At 45.4% G+C, this 18,029-nt stretch carries 15 protein-coding genes; 12 read left to right on the top strand and 3 right to left on the bottom strand.

Translation table 11 applies throughout. From position 1 onward, the window contains the following. Window positions 1-43: 43 nt before the first annotated feature. The 3 genes from uvrA to R7F67_RS17635 form a co-directional block, all read right to left on the bottom strand. Window positions 44-2,866, bottom strand: coding sequence for an excinuclease ABC subunit UvrA (gene uvrA / locus R7F67_RS17645; RefSeq protein ID WP_017636207.1), 2,823 nt, complete (start codon window positions 2,864-2,866; stop codon window positions 44-46). A 149-nt stretch (window positions 2,867-3,015) separates the two neighbouring features. Beyond that, complete coding sequence (galU, locus tag R7F67_RS17640) at window positions 3,016-3,888, bottom strand: UTP--glucose-1-phosphate uridylyltransferase GalU (protein ID WP_005381239.1); 873 nt, start codon at window positions 3,886-3,888, stop codon at window positions 3,016-3,018. Between the two features lie 159 nt (window positions 3,889-4,047). Beyond that, complete coding sequence (locus tag R7F67_RS17635) at window positions 4,048-4,692, bottom strand: LuxR C-terminal-related transcriptional regulator (protein WP_005381237.1); 645 nt, start codon at window positions 4,690-4,692, stop codon at window positions 4,048-4,050. Between the two features lie 277 nt (window positions 4,693-4,969). On the opposite strand from R7F67_RS17635, the gene R7F67_RS17630 reads away from it, so the two are divergent. From R7F67_RS17630 to R7F67_RS17575, 12 genes are all read left to right on the top strand, one after another. Further along, window positions 4,970-5,509, top strand: coding sequence for a single-stranded DNA-binding protein (locus R7F67_RS17630; RefSeq protein ID WP_017636205.1), 540 nt, complete (start codon window positions 4,970-4,972; stop codon window positions 5,507-5,509). A 242-nt stretch (window positions 5,510-5,751) separates the two neighbouring features. Then, on the top strand, window positions 5,752-7,761 hold the full coding sequence (gene csrD, locus R7F67_RS17625) for an RNase E specificity factor CsrD (RefSeq protein ID WP_171346111.1): 2,010 nt from the start codon (window positions 5,752-5,754) through the stop codon (window positions 7,759-7,761). An 11-nt stretch (window positions 7,762-7,772) separates the two neighbouring features. Next, on the top strand, window positions 7,773-9,218 hold the full coding sequence (locus tag R7F67_RS17620) for an MSHA biogenesis protein MshI (protein WP_167415479.1): 1,446 nt from the start codon (window positions 7,773-7,775) through the stop codon (window positions 9,216-9,218). Next, window positions 9,215-9,865, top strand: a complete 651-nt coding sequence (gene gspM, locus R7F67_RS17615; protein ID WP_005381197.1) for a type II secretion system protein GspM — start codon at window positions 9,215-9,217, stop codon at window positions 9,863-9,865. The genes R7F67_RS17620 and gspM overlap by 4 nt, the downstream gene beginning before the upstream one ends. Beyond that, a complete protein-coding gene (locus tag R7F67_RS17610) occupies window positions 9,858-10,190 on the top strand; it encodes a hypothetical protein (RefSeq protein WP_005381196.1) in 333 nt (110 codons plus the stop codon). The genes gspM and R7F67_RS17610 overlap by 8 nt, the downstream gene beginning before the upstream one ends. A 20-nt stretch (window positions 10,191-10,210) precedes the next feature. After that, window positions 10,211-11,851, top strand: coding sequence for a pilus (MSHA type) biogenesis protein MshL (gene mshL, locus R7F67_RS17605; RefSeq protein ID WP_176311177.1), 1,641 nt, complete (start codon window positions 10,211-10,213; stop codon window positions 11,849-11,851). Window positions 11,852-11,895: 44 nt separating this feature from the next. Next, the gene (locus R7F67_RS17600; RefSeq protein ID WP_176311176.1) at window positions 11,896-12,741 is read left to right on the top strand and encodes an ExeA family protein; all 846 of its coding nucleotides are present in this window, start codon (window positions 11,896-11,898) and stop codon (window positions 12,739-12,741) included. Further along, window positions 12,738-13,832: a tetratricopeptide repeat protein gene (locus R7F67_RS17595; RefSeq protein WP_318057296.1), complete on the top strand. Its 1,095-nt coding sequence runs from the start codon at window positions 12,738-12,740 to the stop codon at window positions 13,830-13,832. The genes R7F67_RS17600 and R7F67_RS17595 overlap by 4 nt, the downstream gene beginning before the upstream one ends. Further along, window positions 13,829-15,553 carry a GspE/PulE family protein gene (locus R7F67_RS17590; RefSeq protein WP_047103658.1) on the top strand — a complete coding sequence of 575 codons (1,725 nt, stop codon included), beginning with the start codon at window positions 13,829-13,831 and terminating at the stop codon, window positions 15,551-15,553. The genes R7F67_RS17595 and R7F67_RS17590 overlap by 4 nt, the downstream gene beginning before the upstream one ends. Before the next feature lie 8 nt (window positions 15,554-15,561). Next, window positions 15,562-16,785, top strand: a complete 1,224-nt coding sequence (locus R7F67_RS17585) for a type II secretion system F family protein (RefSeq protein ID WP_005381186.1) — start codon at window positions 15,562-15,564, stop codon at window positions 16,783-16,785. Window positions 16,786-16,788: 3 nt separating this feature from the next. Then, entirely contained in the window at window positions 16,789-17,250 is a 462-nt protein-coding gene (locus R7F67_RS17580) for an MSHA biogenesis protein MshF (RefSeq protein WP_318057295.1), read from the top strand. A gap of 291 nt (window positions 17,251-17,541) precedes the next feature. Continuing rightward, window positions 17,542-17,994, top strand: a complete 453-nt coding sequence (locus tag R7F67_RS17575; RefSeq protein WP_205461584.1) for a type II secretion system protein — start codon at window positions 17,542-17,544, stop codon at window positions 17,992-17,994. Window positions 17,995-18,029 lie beyond the last annotated feature (35 nt).

The raw sequence follows: 18,029 nt of genomic DNA, 5'->3' as shown, positions 1-18,029 counted from the left end.
AAAAGACCAGCACTTGCTGGTCTCGATACTTTACCTGTTTTTTCTACTTCAACATAGGCTTGAGGAAGTGAGCTGTGTGCGACCCCTCGATTTGCGACACATCTTCCGGAGTGCCTTGAGCGATTATCTCGCCGCCACCCTGACCCCCTTCAGGACCAAGATCGATAATCCAGTCCGCAGTCTTAATGACGTCCAGGTTATGCTCGATCACCACGACAGTATTTCCGTGGTCGCGAAGTCTGTGCAGTACAGTGAGCAACTGCTGGATATCATGGAAGTGCAAGCCGGTTGTTGGTTCATCCAAAATGTACAAGGTTTTTCCTGTATCACGTTTGGATAGCTCTCGCGCCAGTTTCACACGCTGTGCTTCACCACCGGAGAGTGTTGTTGCCGCTTGACCCAATCGTATGTACGACAAACCCACATCCATCAGTGTTTGTAGTTTGCGAGCGATGGCAGGAACTGGATCGAAGAAGGTGCGTGCATCTTCGACCGTCATTTCTAGCACTTCATCAATAGTTTTACCTTTGTAACGTACTTCGAGCGTTTCACGGTTGTAGCGTTTACCGTTACACACATCACATGGCACATAAACATCTGGTAGGAAATGCATTTCTACTTTGATAACACCGTCACCCTGACAGGCCTCACAACGACCACCGCGTACGTTAAAACTAAAACGGCCCGGCTTGTAACCGCGAGAACGCGACTCCTGTGTGCCTGCAAACAGTTCACGGATTGGTGTAAAGATCCCCGTATAGGTTGCAGGGTTAGAGCGAGGTGTACGGCCAATTGGGCTTTGATCGATATCGATGACTTTATCGAAGTGCTCTAGACCTTTAATCGATTTATAAGGTGAAGGCTGAGCCGTTGTCGCTCCGTTAAGTTGGGTATGCGCAATTTTAAAGAAAGTATCATTAATCAGCGTTGATTTACCTGAGCCAGATACCCCTGTAATACAGCTGAATAACCCAACAGGAATTGAAAGGTTAACGTTTTTAAGGTTATTACCTGTTGCGCCTAATAGCTCAACCGTTTTTTTCGGATCTCGCGGCGTGCGATCTTTCGGTACTGCGATTTCTTTAACACCGCTTAAGTACTGACCTGTCAGAGAATTCGGATTTGCGATTATCTCTTCCATGGTGCCTTCCGCAACAACATTACCACCATGTACGCCAGCACCAGGACCAATATCTATGACATGATCTGCACAGCGAATCGCATCTTCATCGTGTTCTACCACAAGTACGGTATTACCTAAATCGCGCAAATGAGTGAGCGTTTTTAATAAGCGTTCATTATCACGCTGGTGGAGGCCAATCGACGGTTCATCTAAGACGTACATGACACCAACAAGACCTGCACCAATTTGGCTTGCTAAACGAATACGTTGAGCTTCACCGCCTGATAAGGTTTCAGCACTGCGTGATAAGTTTAGGTAGTTCAAACCGACGTTAACTAAGAATTGCAGGCGGTCGTTGATTTCCTTCATCACTTTTTCAGCGATTTGGGCTCGTTGACCTTCCAGTTTCAAGGAATGGAAGAACTCCAATGCATCAGCAATGCTGAGTTCAACAATCTCAGGTAGTGTCGTATCAGCAATAAACACGTTACGTGCTTCGAGGCGTAGACGAGTACCGCCACAGCTTGAACAAGATTTAGTGGAGATGTATTTTGCAAGCTCTTCACGGACAGAGTTGGATTCTGTATCACGATAGCGACGTTCTAGGGTATTCAGAATACCTTCGAATGGATGGCGTTTAACGCGAATATCGCCACGATCGTTGATGTATTTAAACTCAATCTCAGTACGACCTGAGCCCTTTAGAATGACATCTTGCGTTTTCTTTGGCAGAGAATTAAAAGGGGCATGGAGGTCAAAACCATAATGATCGGCCAATGAGGTGAGCATTTGGAAGTAGTAGTAGTTCTTTTGATCCCAACCGCGAATCGCACCTTGTGCCAAGCTTAATGAATCATCTTGAATGACTCGGCTTGGATCGAAGTATTGTTGAACACCCAAGCCATCACAAGTGCCACATGCACCAGCAGGATTGTTGAATGAGAAAAGTCGCGGCTCTAACTCTTGCATGCTGTAACCACATTGTGGACAAGCGAAGTTGGCGGAGAAAATAATCTCTTCACCGTCGCCATCCATTGGCGCGACAACCGCAATTCCGCCTGATAATTCGAGCGTGGTCTCGAAAGATTCGGCCAAGCGCTGTTGTAAGTCTGGACGAACTTTAAAGCGGTCTACCACGACTTCAATGGTGTGCTTTTTATGTAGCTCAAGGGTTGGAGGATCGGAAAGATCGCAAGTTTCTCCATCAATACGCGCACGAATAAAGCCTTGAGCCGCTAAGTTCTCAAGCGTTTTAACATGCTCACCTTTACGTTCTTTGACAATAGGCGCCAATAGCATCATTTTGCTGCCTTCCGGCATCTCTAGGACTTTGTCCACCATTTGACTGATGGTTTGCGCAGCAAGAGGGGCATGGTGCGTTGGACAGCGGGGTTCGCCCACACGAGCATACAATAGACGTAAGTAGTCGTAGACTTCGGTAATTGTACCGACGGTTGAACGCGGGTTATGAGAAGTAGATTTCTGTTCAATAGAAATCGCGGGTGATAACCCTTCAATGTGGTCGACATCGGGTTTTTCCATCAGAGACAAAAACTGACGAGCGTAGGCAGAGAGAGACTCTACGTAGCGTCGTTGGCCTTCTGCATACAACGTATCGAAAGCGAGAGAGGATTTACCGGAGCCACTTAGTCCAGTAATGACAATCAGTTTATCGCGAGGGATTGTAAGATTAATGTCTTTAAGGTTATGGGTTCGGGCACCGCGAACTTCTATTTTATCCATCGTTTTTGCTCTATGTATAACCAAGTGGGGCAAGTATTACATAGTGTGAGAAATGTGCAAAGAAAATTACTGGATAAAAAAACAGTAAAGTAAAAAGCCCAGCGTTGTGCTGGGCTTTCGATACAGTAATTTCGTACTACGACGATGCTTTATACTGCTTTTTGTGTTGCGTGCTTACCTAGCTCAGAGGTTTTTTCATCTTTTAGATACAGGTTTTCAAAACAATAGTTAGTTGCTTCGATGTAACCTTCAACGCTACCACAGTCAAAGCGTTTGCCCTTGAATTTGTAAGCCAATACACAGCCCGCTTTTGCTTGTTTTAGCAGCGCGTCAGTGATTTGAATTTCACCACCTTTACCAGGTTCGGTGTTTTCAATCAGTTCAAAAATATCGGGAGTCAGGATGTAGCGGCCAATGATAGCAAGGTTACTAGGCGCCGTGCCTTTCTCTGGTTTTTCTACCATGTCGTCTACGCGGTAGATGTCGTCTTTGATCATTTCACCAGAGATAACGCCGTATTTGTGTGTTTCTTCGGCTGGTACTTCTTGTACTGCAACGATAGAACAGCGGAACTGCTTAAATAGTGCCACCATCTGAGCCAGTACGCCCTCTTGCTCGTTCACACAAAGGTCATCAGCAAGAACAACAGCAAATGGCTCATCGCCTACCAATTCTCGTCCAGTTAGAATCGCGTGGCCCAAGCCTTTCATTTCGCGTTGACGTATATAAGTGAAGTTTGCAGATTCAATGATTTCACGGATATCTACCAACAGCTCTTCTTTGTTGGTACCGCTAATCTGATGTTCCAGTTCGTAGTTCTTATCAAAGTGGTCCATGATCGAGTGCTTGCCACGACCTGTCACAATACACATGCCGTTCATACCAGCTTGGATTGCTTCTTCGACACCGTATTCAATAAGCGGTTTGTTCACAACTGGCATCATCTCTTTTGGCATAGATTTCGTTGCCGGTAGGAAGCGTGTGCCATAGCCTGCAGCAGGGAACAGACATTTTTTTATCATTGGGGGAATATCCTATCTCGTTTTTATCAAGAATCTGCGCATAACTTTAACACGAGAGGTATCAATGAATCATGAATAAAGTAGGAAAAAATGTGAGACTCGGTGCGGAAAAAAGATGAGCGACTCGTCATTTCAGTTATCAGAGCCGCTAACATTGCATCAAGACATTAAGTTTTGGTCTGCCCAGGCGATTGCCTGTACTCTGTTCTTTACGGATAGCTTTTTGAATATCTGATATAAGTGCGATTTGATGGTGAATTCACTGACGAATAACTCCTCGGCCATCTGACTGTTCGAGGCGCCAGCTTGTAGGCAACGCAGTACTTGTAGCTCACGAATGGTTAAGTCTACCGTAGCTGGTGCAGTATGAGTATTAATGACATTGCGGTAATAGTGTAAAAGTTGACTGGTTACATTACGCGGCAGCCAGTTTTGACCGTTAACAATGCCTTTTAACCCTTCTCCAATTTGCTCTAGCGTATCTTCAGAATAAAACACACCTTTTAATTGACCAAATGAAAGAAGTTCATCCGTGGTTAGTCTTTTAGGCACGTTGAAGACAACGGTTTCAAAGTTTTTCCATACAAGAGGCAAGTTTTTGATCGATTGAACAAGTGATTTATGTTCACTGAAGTCTATCAGTAGAATTTTATTACGGTGTTGTGGCTTGGCTTCCATGAGTGCTGCGGTTGAAATCACCGGGATGCTCATATCAACGTACTTTTCGAGTGCCGCCACTTTTTTTTGCGCATTATCTTCCATACTGATCAGAAATAGCTTTCTTGCGTAAGCCGACTTTCTCACGTGTTCCAATCTCCCTGGGTTCAATAGAAGCCATAAACTGGCATTAAAGAGAGGCCATAACCATCGCTTTACTGAATAAATGCGTTCGAATTCAAAGCTTCACGAAACGATGTCTGCAACGCGAATCAAAAATGCTACACACGTAAGTTGAAATACGATTTGGGTTCTAGAGGATGACTCAATAGATCACAATGGTATTAGACTTTAATCAAAACATTAAAGCGTGCTATTCTAATGCGCTAAAATTTTATATATCCAGAGTGAAACGGAGCACATCATGGCCAGCCGTGGAATTAACAAAGTTATTTTGGTGGGGAATCTAGGTAACGACCCTGAAATTCGTTACATGCCGAATGGCGGTGCAGTAGCAAACATTACTATTGCGACTTCTGATTCATGGCGTGATAAAGCGACTGGCGAACAGCGCGAAAAAACGGAATGGCACCGTGTTGTGTTGTTCGGCAAACTTGCGGAAGTAGCAGGTGAGTACTTGCGTAAAGGCTCTCAAGTTTACATTGAAGGGCAACTGCAAACTCGCAAATGGCAAGATCAAAGTGGCCAAGATCGCTACTCAACGGAAGTCGTTGTTCAAGGCTTCAATGGTGTGATGCAAATGCTTGGCGGTCGTGCTCAAGGTGGCAGCGCACCTATGGGCGGTCAACAGCAGCAACAAGGTGGATGGGGTCAGCCTCAACAGCCAGCTCAGCAGCAGTACAATGCGCCTCAGCAACAGCAACCACAACAACAGGCTCCGCAGCAATCACAGCAGCAGTACAATGAGCCACCAATGGATTTTGACGACGATATCCCGTTCTAAATTCTGCTTATGCTTGAATCGAAAAGGCCGCGAATATCGCGGCCTTTTTTATTGTCGCAATCTGATGATCTCACAGGCTTATCTTGGCAAGGTTAGGCGTAACAATAAAACTTATCAATGAGTGTGATTTTCTTTATGCTCCAGCCTCTCACTATCAGACTAATCCGATTGTTTGATGAACTCTTATCAAGTATAAATATTTCAATAAGGTATATGATGAATAAAAAAGGAATTTGGTATTCATGAGGTATACCCCAACTCTTAAGTTAAGCACACGGCTGGTGGCCTTTGTCACCATGATCGTTATCTGCGCCATGTTTATCTTGTTTGTCGGTGGCACCCTCTCTTTTAAACGTCTTGGGCAGGAATATCTCACCCATTATTTAGAAGGGATCGTAGAGGTGGTCGACAAGGAGATGGAAGATCCTGACGCCGCTTATTCTATGCAGCGCTGGATGCCGAAAATGCTGCAGGCTTCCAATATTGTCGAAATGACGTTGTCGACCAACAACGCCGTTGTTTATCGCTTCAAAGATACTTCTCATCAAATGGAAGCGTCAGTCTTGTTTGAGGCAGAGTATCAGCTGACTCACAATCAAGATTACACGATTCACTTTAAAGCAATTCCCCCTTACTTAGGTTACAGCTACTCAATGCAGGCGCTTTGGTCGATCACGCTTGCCGTTATATTGATCATCTTCTGCTTAATGCGCGGCGTGGCATGGCTTAAGGAACAATTAGAAGGCTCCGAAATGCTCGAAGAGCGAGGCAGAATGATCCTGGCTGGTAGGGTAGAGCAGTATGCCAAAGGTGACAAAAAAGAATGGCCTTACACCGCCAGTGAAGCGCTCGATGTATTAATCGAAGAGTTACAAGATGCGCGTCAAGAGCGAAGCCGATTTGATACCTTTATTCGAACTCAAACCTTCCTTGATAAGCTAACCGGTACCGCTAACCGAGTGTTATTTGATAGCAAGTTGGAATCGGCGTTACTAGAAAGTGGGGCTCGCGGCGCCGTGTTGCTAGTTCGTATTCAAGACTGGAAACTGGTTGAAGAAGAGCAAGATAAGCAAATTACGGATGAGTTTATTGTTGAAGTTGGGAGTTTATTGTCCAATTTAGTTCAACGATACCCAGATGTTGTATTTTCCCGTTATTACGATGCTGATTTTGCGCTTTTTCTACCGCACCAAAGTGCGAAAGATGTGGCTAACCTCGCCTCGCAATGCATTCGCCAGTTAGAAAAGTTAATGCCGCCAGAGCCACTTGATCCAGACAACTGGTGCCATATTGGCATCACCACTTATAAAGAAGGTGAGCGACACAGCCAAATCATTGATGAAGCCGAGACTGCTTTGCGTAGTGCGCAACTACAAAATAACAATAATTGGAGTCGCTTCAAAAAATGGAACCACGATGAAGAAGCTCGCGGAAGTGTGAGGTGGAGAACGTTATTTGACACAGCACTTACACCTGAAAGTGTGATACTCTACGCACAATCTGTGCACCCAATAAGTGACGCGACGCATAAAAAATCATTATATGAAGAGTTAACATGTCGGATTCGCGATCCTGAGAATGGGATTGTTAAAGCGTCTCGGTTCATTTCTGCGATCAGACAGGTTGGTTATGAAGCGCAAATGGATAAGTCAGTTATTAATAAATTCTTAAGAGAGTTTAAGGATAATTTTGATAACTCAAGATCGTATGCGCTCAATTTGAATGTAACGCCATTTTCTAACCGAGAGTACTTTAAATGGTTTCGTGATGAACTCTTACAGTTGTCACGTGAGCAGAGAAAGTGTCTCAGTTTTGAGTTTGTTGAAGCACAATTTGTAAGACACTTAGACTTTATGCGACCAGTCGCTAAAATGCTGGCCGGTTTGGGGTGCCACTTAATGGTTGGGCAGGCTGGGCGTACCATCGTCAGCACTCACTATTTAAAAGAAGTGGACATTCGTTACCTAAAACTTCATCGCAGTTTAGTAGCAAAAATCGACCAACGACATGAAAACCAGCTATTTGTCCGCAGTATGCTAGGTGCGGCGGCAAACAGTAAAACTAAAATTATAGCAGTGGGTATTGAGAATCAGAACGAGCTCAACACATTAGTTGAGCTCGGGGTTTATGGTGGGCAAGGGCGTTACTTTTCTGCGGAGCAGCAGTTTCTTCCTCGTCCCCAAGCGTTGCCGAATTCTCAATCAGAATCCCAAGTTAAATTGGGAAGACGAAATCGCTGGCGGAAAAAATAAAGATAATAATCATGGATTTCAAAGCACTATTCGACAAGCTTAAGCGATCATCTAGTGGTGGTCGCTCCTGCTTTTTGGTTATTCAGCCAGACGCCGTTTATTTATCATCTTCAATCAAAAGTAGTCGTCCATACCAATTTGATATTTCTGAGTCCAATTGGGAAAAAGCCGTTGAGCAAGCATTGAGCGTTGCAGCGAGTGCGTATGATTCATTAACGGTTGTTCTTTCTCATAACTATTACCAGATGTACCAAATCGACAAACCGGTCATGCCGCGTCAAGAATGGCCAGCCGCATTACCGTTTTTGTTGAAAGAACTGATCTCTGAGCGTGCTATCGACATTATTGCCGATGCGGTCGAGTTACCGAATTCAACCAAAGTGCAAGCATACGTCTTATCGCGAAAAATATTGGATAAGATTGTGTTACTGGCCAGTCGAGCCCAGTTACCATTAGAAGCCATTCTTCCTGAAGACGATATTTGGGGAGAGACTGCGGGTGAACTAGGAAACTTCCTATTATTACAACGCAGTGTGCGTGGTCATTTCCGTATAAGCGCTTTTGTCGAAAATACTATTGCGTTCCACCGCTCTATTCGCAGTGTGACGCCACCGTTAACGGGGGTTCCGTCTAGCGATTTACAGATGGACAGTCTGTCGTTAGAACTGCAACGTTCGATTGACTATCTTTCATCTCAGTTACGCCACGTGCAATTACACCAATTGAAAGTGTGCTGTGATGAAGAGGATGAGAGCGAGCTTGTTCAGGCTCTGAACTACCGTTTAAGTACTAAGGTTTCACCGTTATTACCACCAGAACATGAGCTATCAGGGCATGTTTTGGCTGACACTGCGGCTACTTCAAATACTCGACGCGTCAACTTATATCCCGATTACTTAAAACCGAAAAAAGAGCTCCTGACGCTAAAAAATATCGCGTTATCTTGGGGCGTTGCGGCGGCTGCAATTCTATTTTCTTACGGTTATGTCACTTGGCAGAGCAGCGGTTTGGAAGATGAGATTGCTATTGTAAAAAGTAAAGGCGATATCATGAAGTCAGAGCTTGAACGTTATCAAGTCAAGCTACGTAAACATCAACCTGACAATAATAAGCTGGCAGCTAAAGCCCGCTTAGAGCGTGAAGTCAAGGCGAAGCGAGACTCGCTTAAAGCTGTCGGGAAATACGATGACTCGCAACGCACGGGTTACTCTGGCGTGATGCAATCATTAGCGAAGCTAGGAAACCAAGAAATTTCTTTGTCCGAAATTCGAATCAATACCCATACCTTAGACCTGAAGGGGCTAGCGAAAAAACCGAGCTCAGTGCCAAATTGGGTTAGCCAATTTAAAAACGAAATTAGCTTGGTTGGTCGAACGTTTGACGACGTCAAAATAGGTCGAAATGATAAGGATATTGTGACGTTTGAACTAAAAACGCGCGAGGATAAAGAGAAATGAACGAATTCTGGCTCTCATTAGAAGGGCGCTTTGGCGAAATGAGTACGCGTGAAAAAGTGCTCACCGCATTGTGCGGTTTAGTTGTCGTGATCATGTTGCTCTTTACGCTGGTATTGGAGCCAAAGCTTAACGAGATCATCAGTAATGAGAGGCAACTAAGTAATTTAAAGCAAGCCAATCAAAAGATTGAAATCGATACGCTACGTATTCAGGCGCAACTTAAGAAAGATCCAAATGCTGAGATTGATCGCGCGATATCTAATCTGTTAGCTGAGAGTCAGCATCTTTCGATGCAATTAGCGGAGATCATCGAGCATCTTATTACACCTTCGCAAATGGCTGAGCTGCTTGAAAATGTGTTGGAGCAGCAAAGTGGCATTCACCTTTTGTCTCTGCAAACCTTGCCATCTGAGCCAATAACGGAAGATAAAGAAGCATCGCAATACTCTGGTTACTACGTGCATCCTGTTCGTATGGAACTGACTGGTGACTATTTTTCTATTGCTAATTATCTGAATAAATTGGAGAGCCTTCCTGCGAGTTATTACTGGCGCAGCTTTAGTTATAAAGTCGAAGAGTACCCGAAAGCGAAGCTTGTGTTAGAAGTCTACACACTAGGATCTAGAGAGGAGTTTATTGGTGGTTAACAAACTCATCATCTCATTGCTTGTTATGGCAGCGGCAGGAACCGCTTGGGCAAACCAGGACCCAACGGCCCCACTTGGTTGGGAAAAGCCAGCGGTTGAAACGTCAGCGAAACCAAAAGTTAAACGGTACCGACTGCCTAAGCTCAACAGTATTGTGTGTAAGCCAAGTACTGATTGTATCGCGATTATGGATAACAAACTTGTCGAAAAAGGCGAGCTATTTAAGGGTTATCGCGTCGCGAGCATTAATAGTGAATTTGTAACTTTAAAGCGTGGTAACCGTCAGTGGGACCTAGAGCTTTTTGATTTAAACGTAAAACAATAATAACCAGAGCCCGATCAGATATGCGCAAATTAGTTGTAGGAATAACGATTGCTTCTTTAATGGGATGTTCAATGGGTCATCGGAATCCAGTGGAAGTTAAAGAAGCGCTCAATGAATCGATCAATCAAGCGAACAGCCGCACATTGGAAGAAATCCCTTCTTCTGTTGAGGCAGACTTGATGCCAAATTTAGACTCGAACGTTGCATCAGAGCAAGGCACCTCGAAGCGTTTTCGTATTCAGGCGAATGCGGTCGATGCAAGAAGCTTTTTCGCCTCATTAGTGAAAGGCACTGAGTACAGCGTGGCGATTCACCCATCGGTACAAGGTAATATCACTGTCAACTTGTCAGATGTGACATTGGATGAAGTTCTGAATGTCGTACAGAATATGTATGGCTATGACGTGGTGAAGTCTGGCAAAGTTATTCAAATCTACCCAGCAGGTATGCGTACTGTGACCATTCCAGTCGATTACCTGCAGTTCAAGCGTTCTGGTCGCTCATTAACCAGCATTGTTACGGGCTCTGTAACCTCGGCTGGTACGTCTAATTCTGGTGGTAGCTCAGACAGTTCTGACTCGTCAGACTCTAACAATGTAAACAACAACGATAGCTCGACCACATCTACGGGTGGTACACGCATTGAAACCATCACTGAGAGTGACTTCTGGCCTATGCTGCAGCAAGCTGTTGCGAATCTAATTGGTTCAGGCAAAGGGCAAAGTGTGGTTGTAACGCCACAAGCGGGAGTTATTACGGTTCGAGCATTTCCTGATGATATTCGCGAAGTACGCGAGTTCTTAGGTGTATCGCAGGAGCGCATGCAGCGCCAGGTCATTCTTGAAGCTAAAATCCTAGAAGTGACGTTGAATGATGGCTACCAACAAGGCATCAACTGGTCAAACTTATCGGCGTCAATTGGTAACTCGGGTAGTATCGTAGTCAACCGCCCTGCGTCGACATTACCACCATTGGATGCGATTGGCACGCTCTTGGGCGGTCAAACCAACGTGACTATTTCGGATGGTAACTTCAATGCAGTGTTGAGCTTTATGTCTACGCAAGGTGACTTGAACGTCCTTTCGAGCCCTCGTATTACCGCTGCCAACAACCAAAAATCTGTCATCAAAGTCGGTACCGATGAGTACTTTGTTACCGAGCTATCGAGTAATGCAGGCAACGGTGAAAACTCAAATGCAGTTCCTGAAGTGGAACTGACGCCATTCTTCTCGGGTATTTCCCTCGATGTGACTCCGCAAATTGATAACAAAGGCAATGTGTTCCTGCATGTTCACCCCGCAGTTATTGAAGTTACAGAAGAAGTGAAGCAATTGAACTTGGGCGGAGATTTCCAAAACATCCAACTGCCATTAGCGAAAAGCTCTATTCGTGAATCAGACTCGGTTATTCGTGCTAAAGATGGCGATGTTGTGGTTATCGGCGGGTTGATGAAACAGCAAAATCGTGAGCTTGTTTCTAAAGTCCCATTTTTGGGCGATGTACCAGCATTGGGGCATTTGTTCCGCAACGTGAATAACGTAACTGAGAAAACAGAATTGGTCATCTTGCTAAAACCGACCGTAGTTGGCGTGAACTCTTGGCAGAAAGAGCTAGAGCGCTCTCGTGATCTGCTGCAAGAGTGGTTCCCAGATGCGCAATAAGCGCTGGGAAAGGTTCTGTTTTTCAATAGGTTTGTGATTCGAGTATGTACTTGTCACACTTTGGGTTCCGAGTTCAGCCTTTTTCGTTAACCCCAAATACAGAAATGTTCTTGGGGTTAGTCCCTCACTATGAGGCGATCCAAACCATCCTAGCTGCCGTGCAAATGGGAGAAGGGGTGATTAAGGTGACGGGAGAAGTCGGCACTGGAAAAACCATGGTATGCCGTAAGCTGATCGAGCAGATTGAATCTGAAGTTGAGCTTATTTACTTACCCAATCCAGTGTTGAATGGGGAGCAGTTGCAGTTTGCTGTCGCCAGAGAGTTAGGTATCGAGAACGATGATCCGCTGCGCATCGTTTCCCTCATTCAAGAGCACTTGATTCAAGTACATGCCTTGGGAAAGAAAACCGTCTTGATCGTTGATGAAGCGCAAGCTCTTTCCCCACAAGCTTTAGAAACATTGCGTCTATTTGGCAACCTAGAAACGGGACAAGATAAGCTCATTCAATTGGTGTTATTCGGACAACCTGAGTTGGATGAAAGATTGGCTAACCATGAGCTAAGGCAATTTCGTCAACGCATTACGTTTAGTTGCCAGTTACGTCCTCTCTCTATCGATGAAGGCGTGGCTTACATCAATAATCGTTTAGATAAAGCAGGCAATGGGGCGCACATTTTTTCTATTGAACAGAAAAAAGCGATTTGGCGTTCATCCATGGGGATTCCGCGCTTGATAAACCAAATTAGCCACAAGTCGTTGCTTGCTGCATTTAATGAGCGTTGCACACTATTGAAAAATCATCACGTTTACGCCGCTATGCACGATACGTTTGATGCCCGTAAACCTAAGTTTAAAACACCCGTATTTTGGGGATGGAGTCAACCTTGAGTGCCATCAATAAAGCATTATCAGAACTTGCTGAAAAAACATCGCCGTCAGAGCTTACTCGTGCGGAGATTCCAAGTGTCTCACGCAGTAAACCTTGGCTTTGGCTTGTCGCCGGTTTTTCGTTAAGCCTTGCGGTTGGTAGCTGGGCGGTCTCTCGCGGTCCTGTCCCTTCAGGCGAGCTATCACAGTTTCAAACCGACGCTATGCCACTGTCGTCTGTGAATGTCTCACCAATTGTTTCATCGGAGCGCACTCACTCGCCAACGAGTAAAATGACGCCCGATACAACTCAAGTGGTTTACACTAAACCAGCCACACAGCAGGTAGTGCAACAGCCTCACATACAAGAGACTGATAGGTTCACGCCAAGATCTGAGATAAATATCGCCTCTGAAGATGCAGTTTTACTCGCACAGTTAGCAACGATGCCGAGCGAGGAGCAATACGATCACGTAACCCACACGACATCAGAAAGCAGCTCAATGCGTATTGAGCAGGTTGAGCTTACTCACCGCCAATTATCTCTTAAAGCGGTTAGCCGAGCGGAAAAGGCACTCGATGCTAACGATATGCAAACGGCGTTATCGGCTTATGCCGAGGCGTTGCGTTATGAGCCAATGAATGCAGACACGCGTCAAAAGTTATCAGCGTTGTACTTTGGTAAAGGTGACACGCGTAAAGCATATGAGATTATTCAAGAAGGCATCAACCTAGATACGAACAACCAAGTACTCCGCTTGGCCTTGTCTAAGTTGTTAGTGAAAGCTAATCAACCTGAAGCGGCGCTGAGCCCGCTTGTTCATTTGCCTCCAGTACCAAGTCGAGATTACTTGGCGATGCGTGCGGCATTGGCACAAAAACACAAGCAAAATGACATTGCGCTTGAGAGCTATCAACTCCTCACTCAGCGTGAGCCGGAAAACGCGCGCTGGTGGTTAGGTTTGGCTATTCAACAAGAGCGCGCCCTGGCTTTTACTGCCGCGATTAACTCTTACAACCAAGCTCTGGGTAAAGTTGGCATTTCGAATCAATCGCAAGCATTTATCCGTGACCGTTTGAGCATCTTGAAAGAGTTGGAGAGCGCACAATGAAAATTCAGTTGAGAAAACGCTTGGGCGATCTTCTGGTTGAGGAAGGTATCGTCTCTGAAGAACAAATCCAGCAAGCACTAAACGCACAACGCAGTACCGGGCAGAAGCTAGGGGATGCGTTAATTGACCTTGGCTTTATTACCGAAAAGCAAATGTTGGACTTCTTGTCTCAGCAGCTTGGTTTGCCACTGATCGATCTTGGTCGTGCGCCTGTGGATGCCGAAGCCGTGCAGATTCTACCTGAGGTACACGCACGTCGCTTACGTGCGATGGTCGTTGCTCGAAATGGGGACACCCTGCGCGTTGCTATGAGCGACCCTGCGGACTTGTTCATTCAAGAATCATTGATGAACTTGTTAGGTCAATACAACCTTGAGTTCATTGTGGCTTCAGAGCGTCAGCTTATTTCAAGCTTTGACCGTTATTACCGCCGTACTAAAGAGATCGCCTCCTTTGCTGAACAGCTGCATGAAGAGCATAAAGATGTACAAAGCTTTGATTACGGTATTGATGAAGCCGATAGTGAAGAGGTTACCGTTGTAAAGCTGGTTAATTCCATGTTTGAAGATGCGGTACAGGTTGGAGCTTCGGATATTCATATTGAGCCAGACGATCAAGTGTTGCGTTTGCGCCAGCGTATTGATGGCGTATTGCATGAAACGCTCTTAAATGAAGTGAATATTGCATCGGCTTTGGTTCTTCGACTGAAGTTGATGGCACACCTAGATATTTCTGAAAAGCGCTTGCCGCAAGATGGCCGATTCAATATCAAAGTTCGTGGCCAATCAATTGATATTCGTATGTCGACGTTACCAACGCAGTACGGAGAATCTGTAGTAATGCGTCTGCTTAACCAGTCCGCTGGTTTGCGTCCGTTAGAAGAGTCGGGCTTGCCGCCAGACTTGCTTGCTCGCTTACGTCGACAGTTGGCGTGTCCGCATGGCATGATTTTGGTTACCGGGCCGACAGGTTCCGGTAAAACCACCACGCTTTACGGCGCATTGAGTGAGCTCAACGAACCTGGGAAAAAGATCATTACAGCAGAGGACCCGGTTGAATATCGTCTGCCTCGCATCACTCAGGTACAGGTTAACAGTAAGATAGATCTAACTTTCTCGCGTGTTCTTAGAACCTTTTTACGTCAAGACCCAGACATCATTCTTGTTGGTGAGATGCGTGATCAAGAGACAGTAGAAATTGGTCTGCGAGCTGCACTAACGGGTCACTTAGTATTGAGTACTCTCCACACCAACGATGCTGTCGACAGTGCGTTACGTATGATCGATATGGGTGCGCCGGGTTACTTGGTTGCTAGTGCAGTCAGAGCTGTGGTGGCGCAGCGTCTTGTGCGCCGAGTTTGCCCCGATTGTAAAACAGAAGACCACTTAGATGAGTCTCGCCAGCAGTGGTTAGCTGGGCGTTTCCCAAATCAAGTTAGCACCATTTTTTATAAAGGCGCAGGTTGCCAAAACTGTAATTTGACTGGTTATCGAGGCCGAATCGGTGTGTTTGAAATGCTCGAACTTGAGCAAGAGATGATGGATAAATTGCGCGCCAATGATGCGGTTGGCTTTGCGCAAGCCGCGCGCCGCTCAGAAAACTATAAGCCACTGCTTGCTTCTGCAATGGAACTGGCGCTACAAGGCACCGTCAGTTTGGACGAAGTGATGACCCTAGGTGAGGGCGATGCTTCTGGTAAGACTGATCCCATTTTCATATAGGTAAGTGAATGCCAACTTTTCGTTATCAAGGCCGCACGCTAGACGGCTCATCCACTAACGGCAAAATCGAAGCAGTGAACTCAGAAGCTGCGGCGGAAGCATTGATGAACAAAGGGGTCATCCCGCTCAATGTACGGTTAGAGAAAGAGTCGGCAAAAAGCCAAGTGAGCTTGTCTAAGCTGTTTGTGCCTGCTATTCCGTTGGAAGTAATTATTCTTTTCTCTCGCCAGTTGTTTAGTTTGACTAAAGCTGGCGTACCTTTGCTGCGCTCTATGCGTGGCTTGTTGCAAAATTGCGAAAACAAACAGCTCAAAGAGGCGCTAGAAGATGTCGTTTCTGAACTGAGTAATGGCCGAGGTTTGTCTTCTGCGATGCAGCAACACAGCAAAGTATTCAGCCCACTGTTCGTTTCTATGATCAACGTCGGTGAGAATACGGGTCGGCTTGACCAAGCGCTATTGCAACTGGCGAATTACTACGAACAGGAACTTGAGACTCGCAAACGCATCAAAGCGGCGATGCGTTATCCGACGTTTGTCATTATCTTTATCACCATCGCCATGTTTGTATTGAATATCTTGGTGATCCCTGAGTTTGCATCGATGTTCACGCGCTTTGGGGTTGAGCTACCATTGCCGACGCGTATTTTGATCGCGACTTCTAATTTCTTTGTTAATTATTGGGTGTTGCTGGTTGTGGCAATGATTGGCGCGTTTACTGTATTCAGAGCGTGGGTGGCGACGGCTGATGGTCGGGAGAAGTTCGATAAGTTTCGCCTTCGGCTGCCAATTGTAGGCGATATCGTTAATCGTGCGCAGCTTTCTCGTTTTGCCAGAACCTTTTCGTTGATGCTGAAATCAGGTGTGCCACTTAACCAGTCTTTGGCTTTGGCCGGGGAAGCATTAGGGAACCGTTTTTTAGAAAACCGAATTCTTGAGATGAAGTCCGCAATTGAAGCGGGTAGCACCATTTCAGTGACGGCCATCAACAGTAAAATATTCACCCCATTGGTGATTCAGATGATTGCAGTAGGTGAAGAAACTGGTCGTATTGATGAGTTGTTGCTGGAGGTGTCGGACTTTTACGATCGAGAAGTCGATTACGATCTAAAAACGCTGACTGCAAGAATAGAACCATTACTTTTGGTGATTGTCGCAGGCATGGTCATGGTGCTGGCATTGGGTATCTTCTTACCAATGTGGGGAATGCTCGACATCATCAAAGGCGGCTAATAGGTGGTTGAAAATCAAAGCCGAGCAACGCTTATTGTGTTTGGGGTTATTGCTACGATTATGGCGGTGGGTTTGGCGGTCAAATTACGTCCTGTGACCGAGCAAGCACAAGTAACTGGGGCTAAGTTGGCGAGAGTTTGGATGCAAGATAGTGTTCAGCGTTATCGTCAAGCTTGGCTAGTACAAGGCGAGCCAGAGCATATGCTGATGGATGGTTTTAACCTTACTATGACTGAGGACGGGTTAGTGTCTCCCTTTACTCAGCAAGGTGTATTAGATTGTGATTATTGGCTAGCGGTGCATTACCCCCAACGTAAAATAATGACCAACAAGTTAATAGATATCAGTGGAGCCATCAAAACTGATCGTTATGTCTGTCACTACACTTATGAAAATGGTCAGTCGATTGTAGTTATCTTAACTGCTAATCAACTGAAAATAGACGTCGAAATGTCGGCAGAGTGAATTTTTTGACACCTAATCACTATAATTGGTAATGAAAGTCGGTATAATGCAATCATTACCATAAGTAACAGGCTGTAATAGTGGGTAAACAATAATGTGTTTTTCTCATTGCAGCATGAACTGAATAATGGCGAATCGTCATTCTGCTCAAGCGGTAGATACAGTATCCACTTCACGGTCAGTTTTAGTGAACGTTGCTGCCCCAAACCGTTTTGACAATATCCAAAATGGTCGCGTGACCTAAACAAAACTTTGCAGTTGTACTGCATGCTTACATAGAGAGAGTAAACAATGAAAAGACAAGGTGGTTTCACCCTTATCGAATTGGTAGTGGTAATTGTAATCCTAGGTATTCTAGCGGTAACTGCAGCACCACGTTTCCTTAACCTACAAGATGATGCTCGTAACTCTGCGCTTGAAGGTCTAAAAGGCGCGATGGCTGGGGCTGCTGGCATTACTTACGGTAAAGCTGCAATTGATGGTAAAGAAGCTCTATCTTCTGCTGCTCTTACAATTAAGTCGACTGACGATCTAGCAATCGCATACGGCTACCCTAAAGCAACTTCTTCAGCTCTATCTCTAGTTGTAGAAGGCTTGGCTGATGATTGGAAAGTGATTAGTGGTGGTACAGGCTCATCAATCACATACGGTTACGAAGGCTACACCAAGTGTTACGTAACTTACACCCAAGCAGATGCTGACGATGCAGCTAAAGCTGAAGTTGTTGGCTCATGTAAAAACTGATAGTTCGACAACAAAGGCCAGCTAGTCTGGCCTTT

The sequence above is a fragment of the Vibrio sp. YT-17 genome (assembly GCF_033337375.1).
In the GTDB taxonomy this organism is placed as follows: Bacteria; Pseudomonadota; Gammaproteobacteria; order Enterobacterales; family Vibrionaceae; genus Vibrio; species Vibrio alginolyticus.
This window is presented reverse-complemented; position numbering and strand designations above follow the sequence as displayed.

What these genes read in the sequence shown, in the direction of transcription:
- uvrA (WP_017636207.1), bottom strand. Translation starts at nt 2,866, where the DNA reads ATGGATAAAATAGAAGTTCGCGGTGCCCGAACCCATAACCTTAAAGAC.
- galU (WP_005381239.1), bottom strand. Translation starts at nt 3,888, where the DNA reads ATGATAAAAAAATGTCTGTTCCCTGCTGCAGGCTATGGCACACGCTTC.
- R7F67_RS17630 (WP_017636205.1), top strand. Translation starts at nt 4,970, where the DNA reads ATGGCCAGCCGTGGAATTAACAAAGTTATTTTGGTGGGGAATCTAGGT.
- csrD (WP_171346111.1), top strand. Translation starts at nt 5,752, where the DNA reads ATGAGGTATACCCCAACTCTTAAGTTAAGCACACGGCTGGTGGCCTTT.
- R7F67_RS17620 (WP_167415479.1), top strand. Translation starts at nt 7,773, where the DNA reads ATGGATTTCAAAGCACTATTCGACAAGCTTAAGCGATCATCTAGTGGT.
- gspM (WP_005381197.1), top strand. Translation starts at nt 9,215, where the DNA reads ATGAACGAATTCTGGCTCTCATTAGAAGGGCGCTTTGGCGAAATGAGT.
- mshL (WP_176311177.1), top strand. Translation starts at nt 10,211, where the DNA reads ATGCGCAAATTAGTTGTAGGAATAACGATTGCTTCTTTAATGGGATGT.
- R7F67_RS17600 (WP_176311176.1), top strand. Translation starts at nt 11,896, where the DNA reads ATGTACTTGTCACACTTTGGGTTCCGAGTTCAGCCTTTTTCGTTAACC.
- R7F67_RS17590 (WP_047103658.1), top strand. Translation starts at nt 13,829, where the DNA reads ATGAAAATTCAGTTGAGAAAACGCTTGGGCGATCTTCTGGTTGAGGAA.
- R7F67_RS17585 (WP_005381186.1), top strand. Translation starts at nt 15,562, where the DNA reads ATGCCAACTTTTCGTTATCAAGGCCGCACGCTAGACGGCTCATCCACT.
- R7F67_RS17575 (WP_205461584.1), top strand. Translation starts at nt 17,542, where the DNA reads ATGAAAAGACAAGGTGGTTTCACCCTTATCGAATTGGTAGTGGTAATT.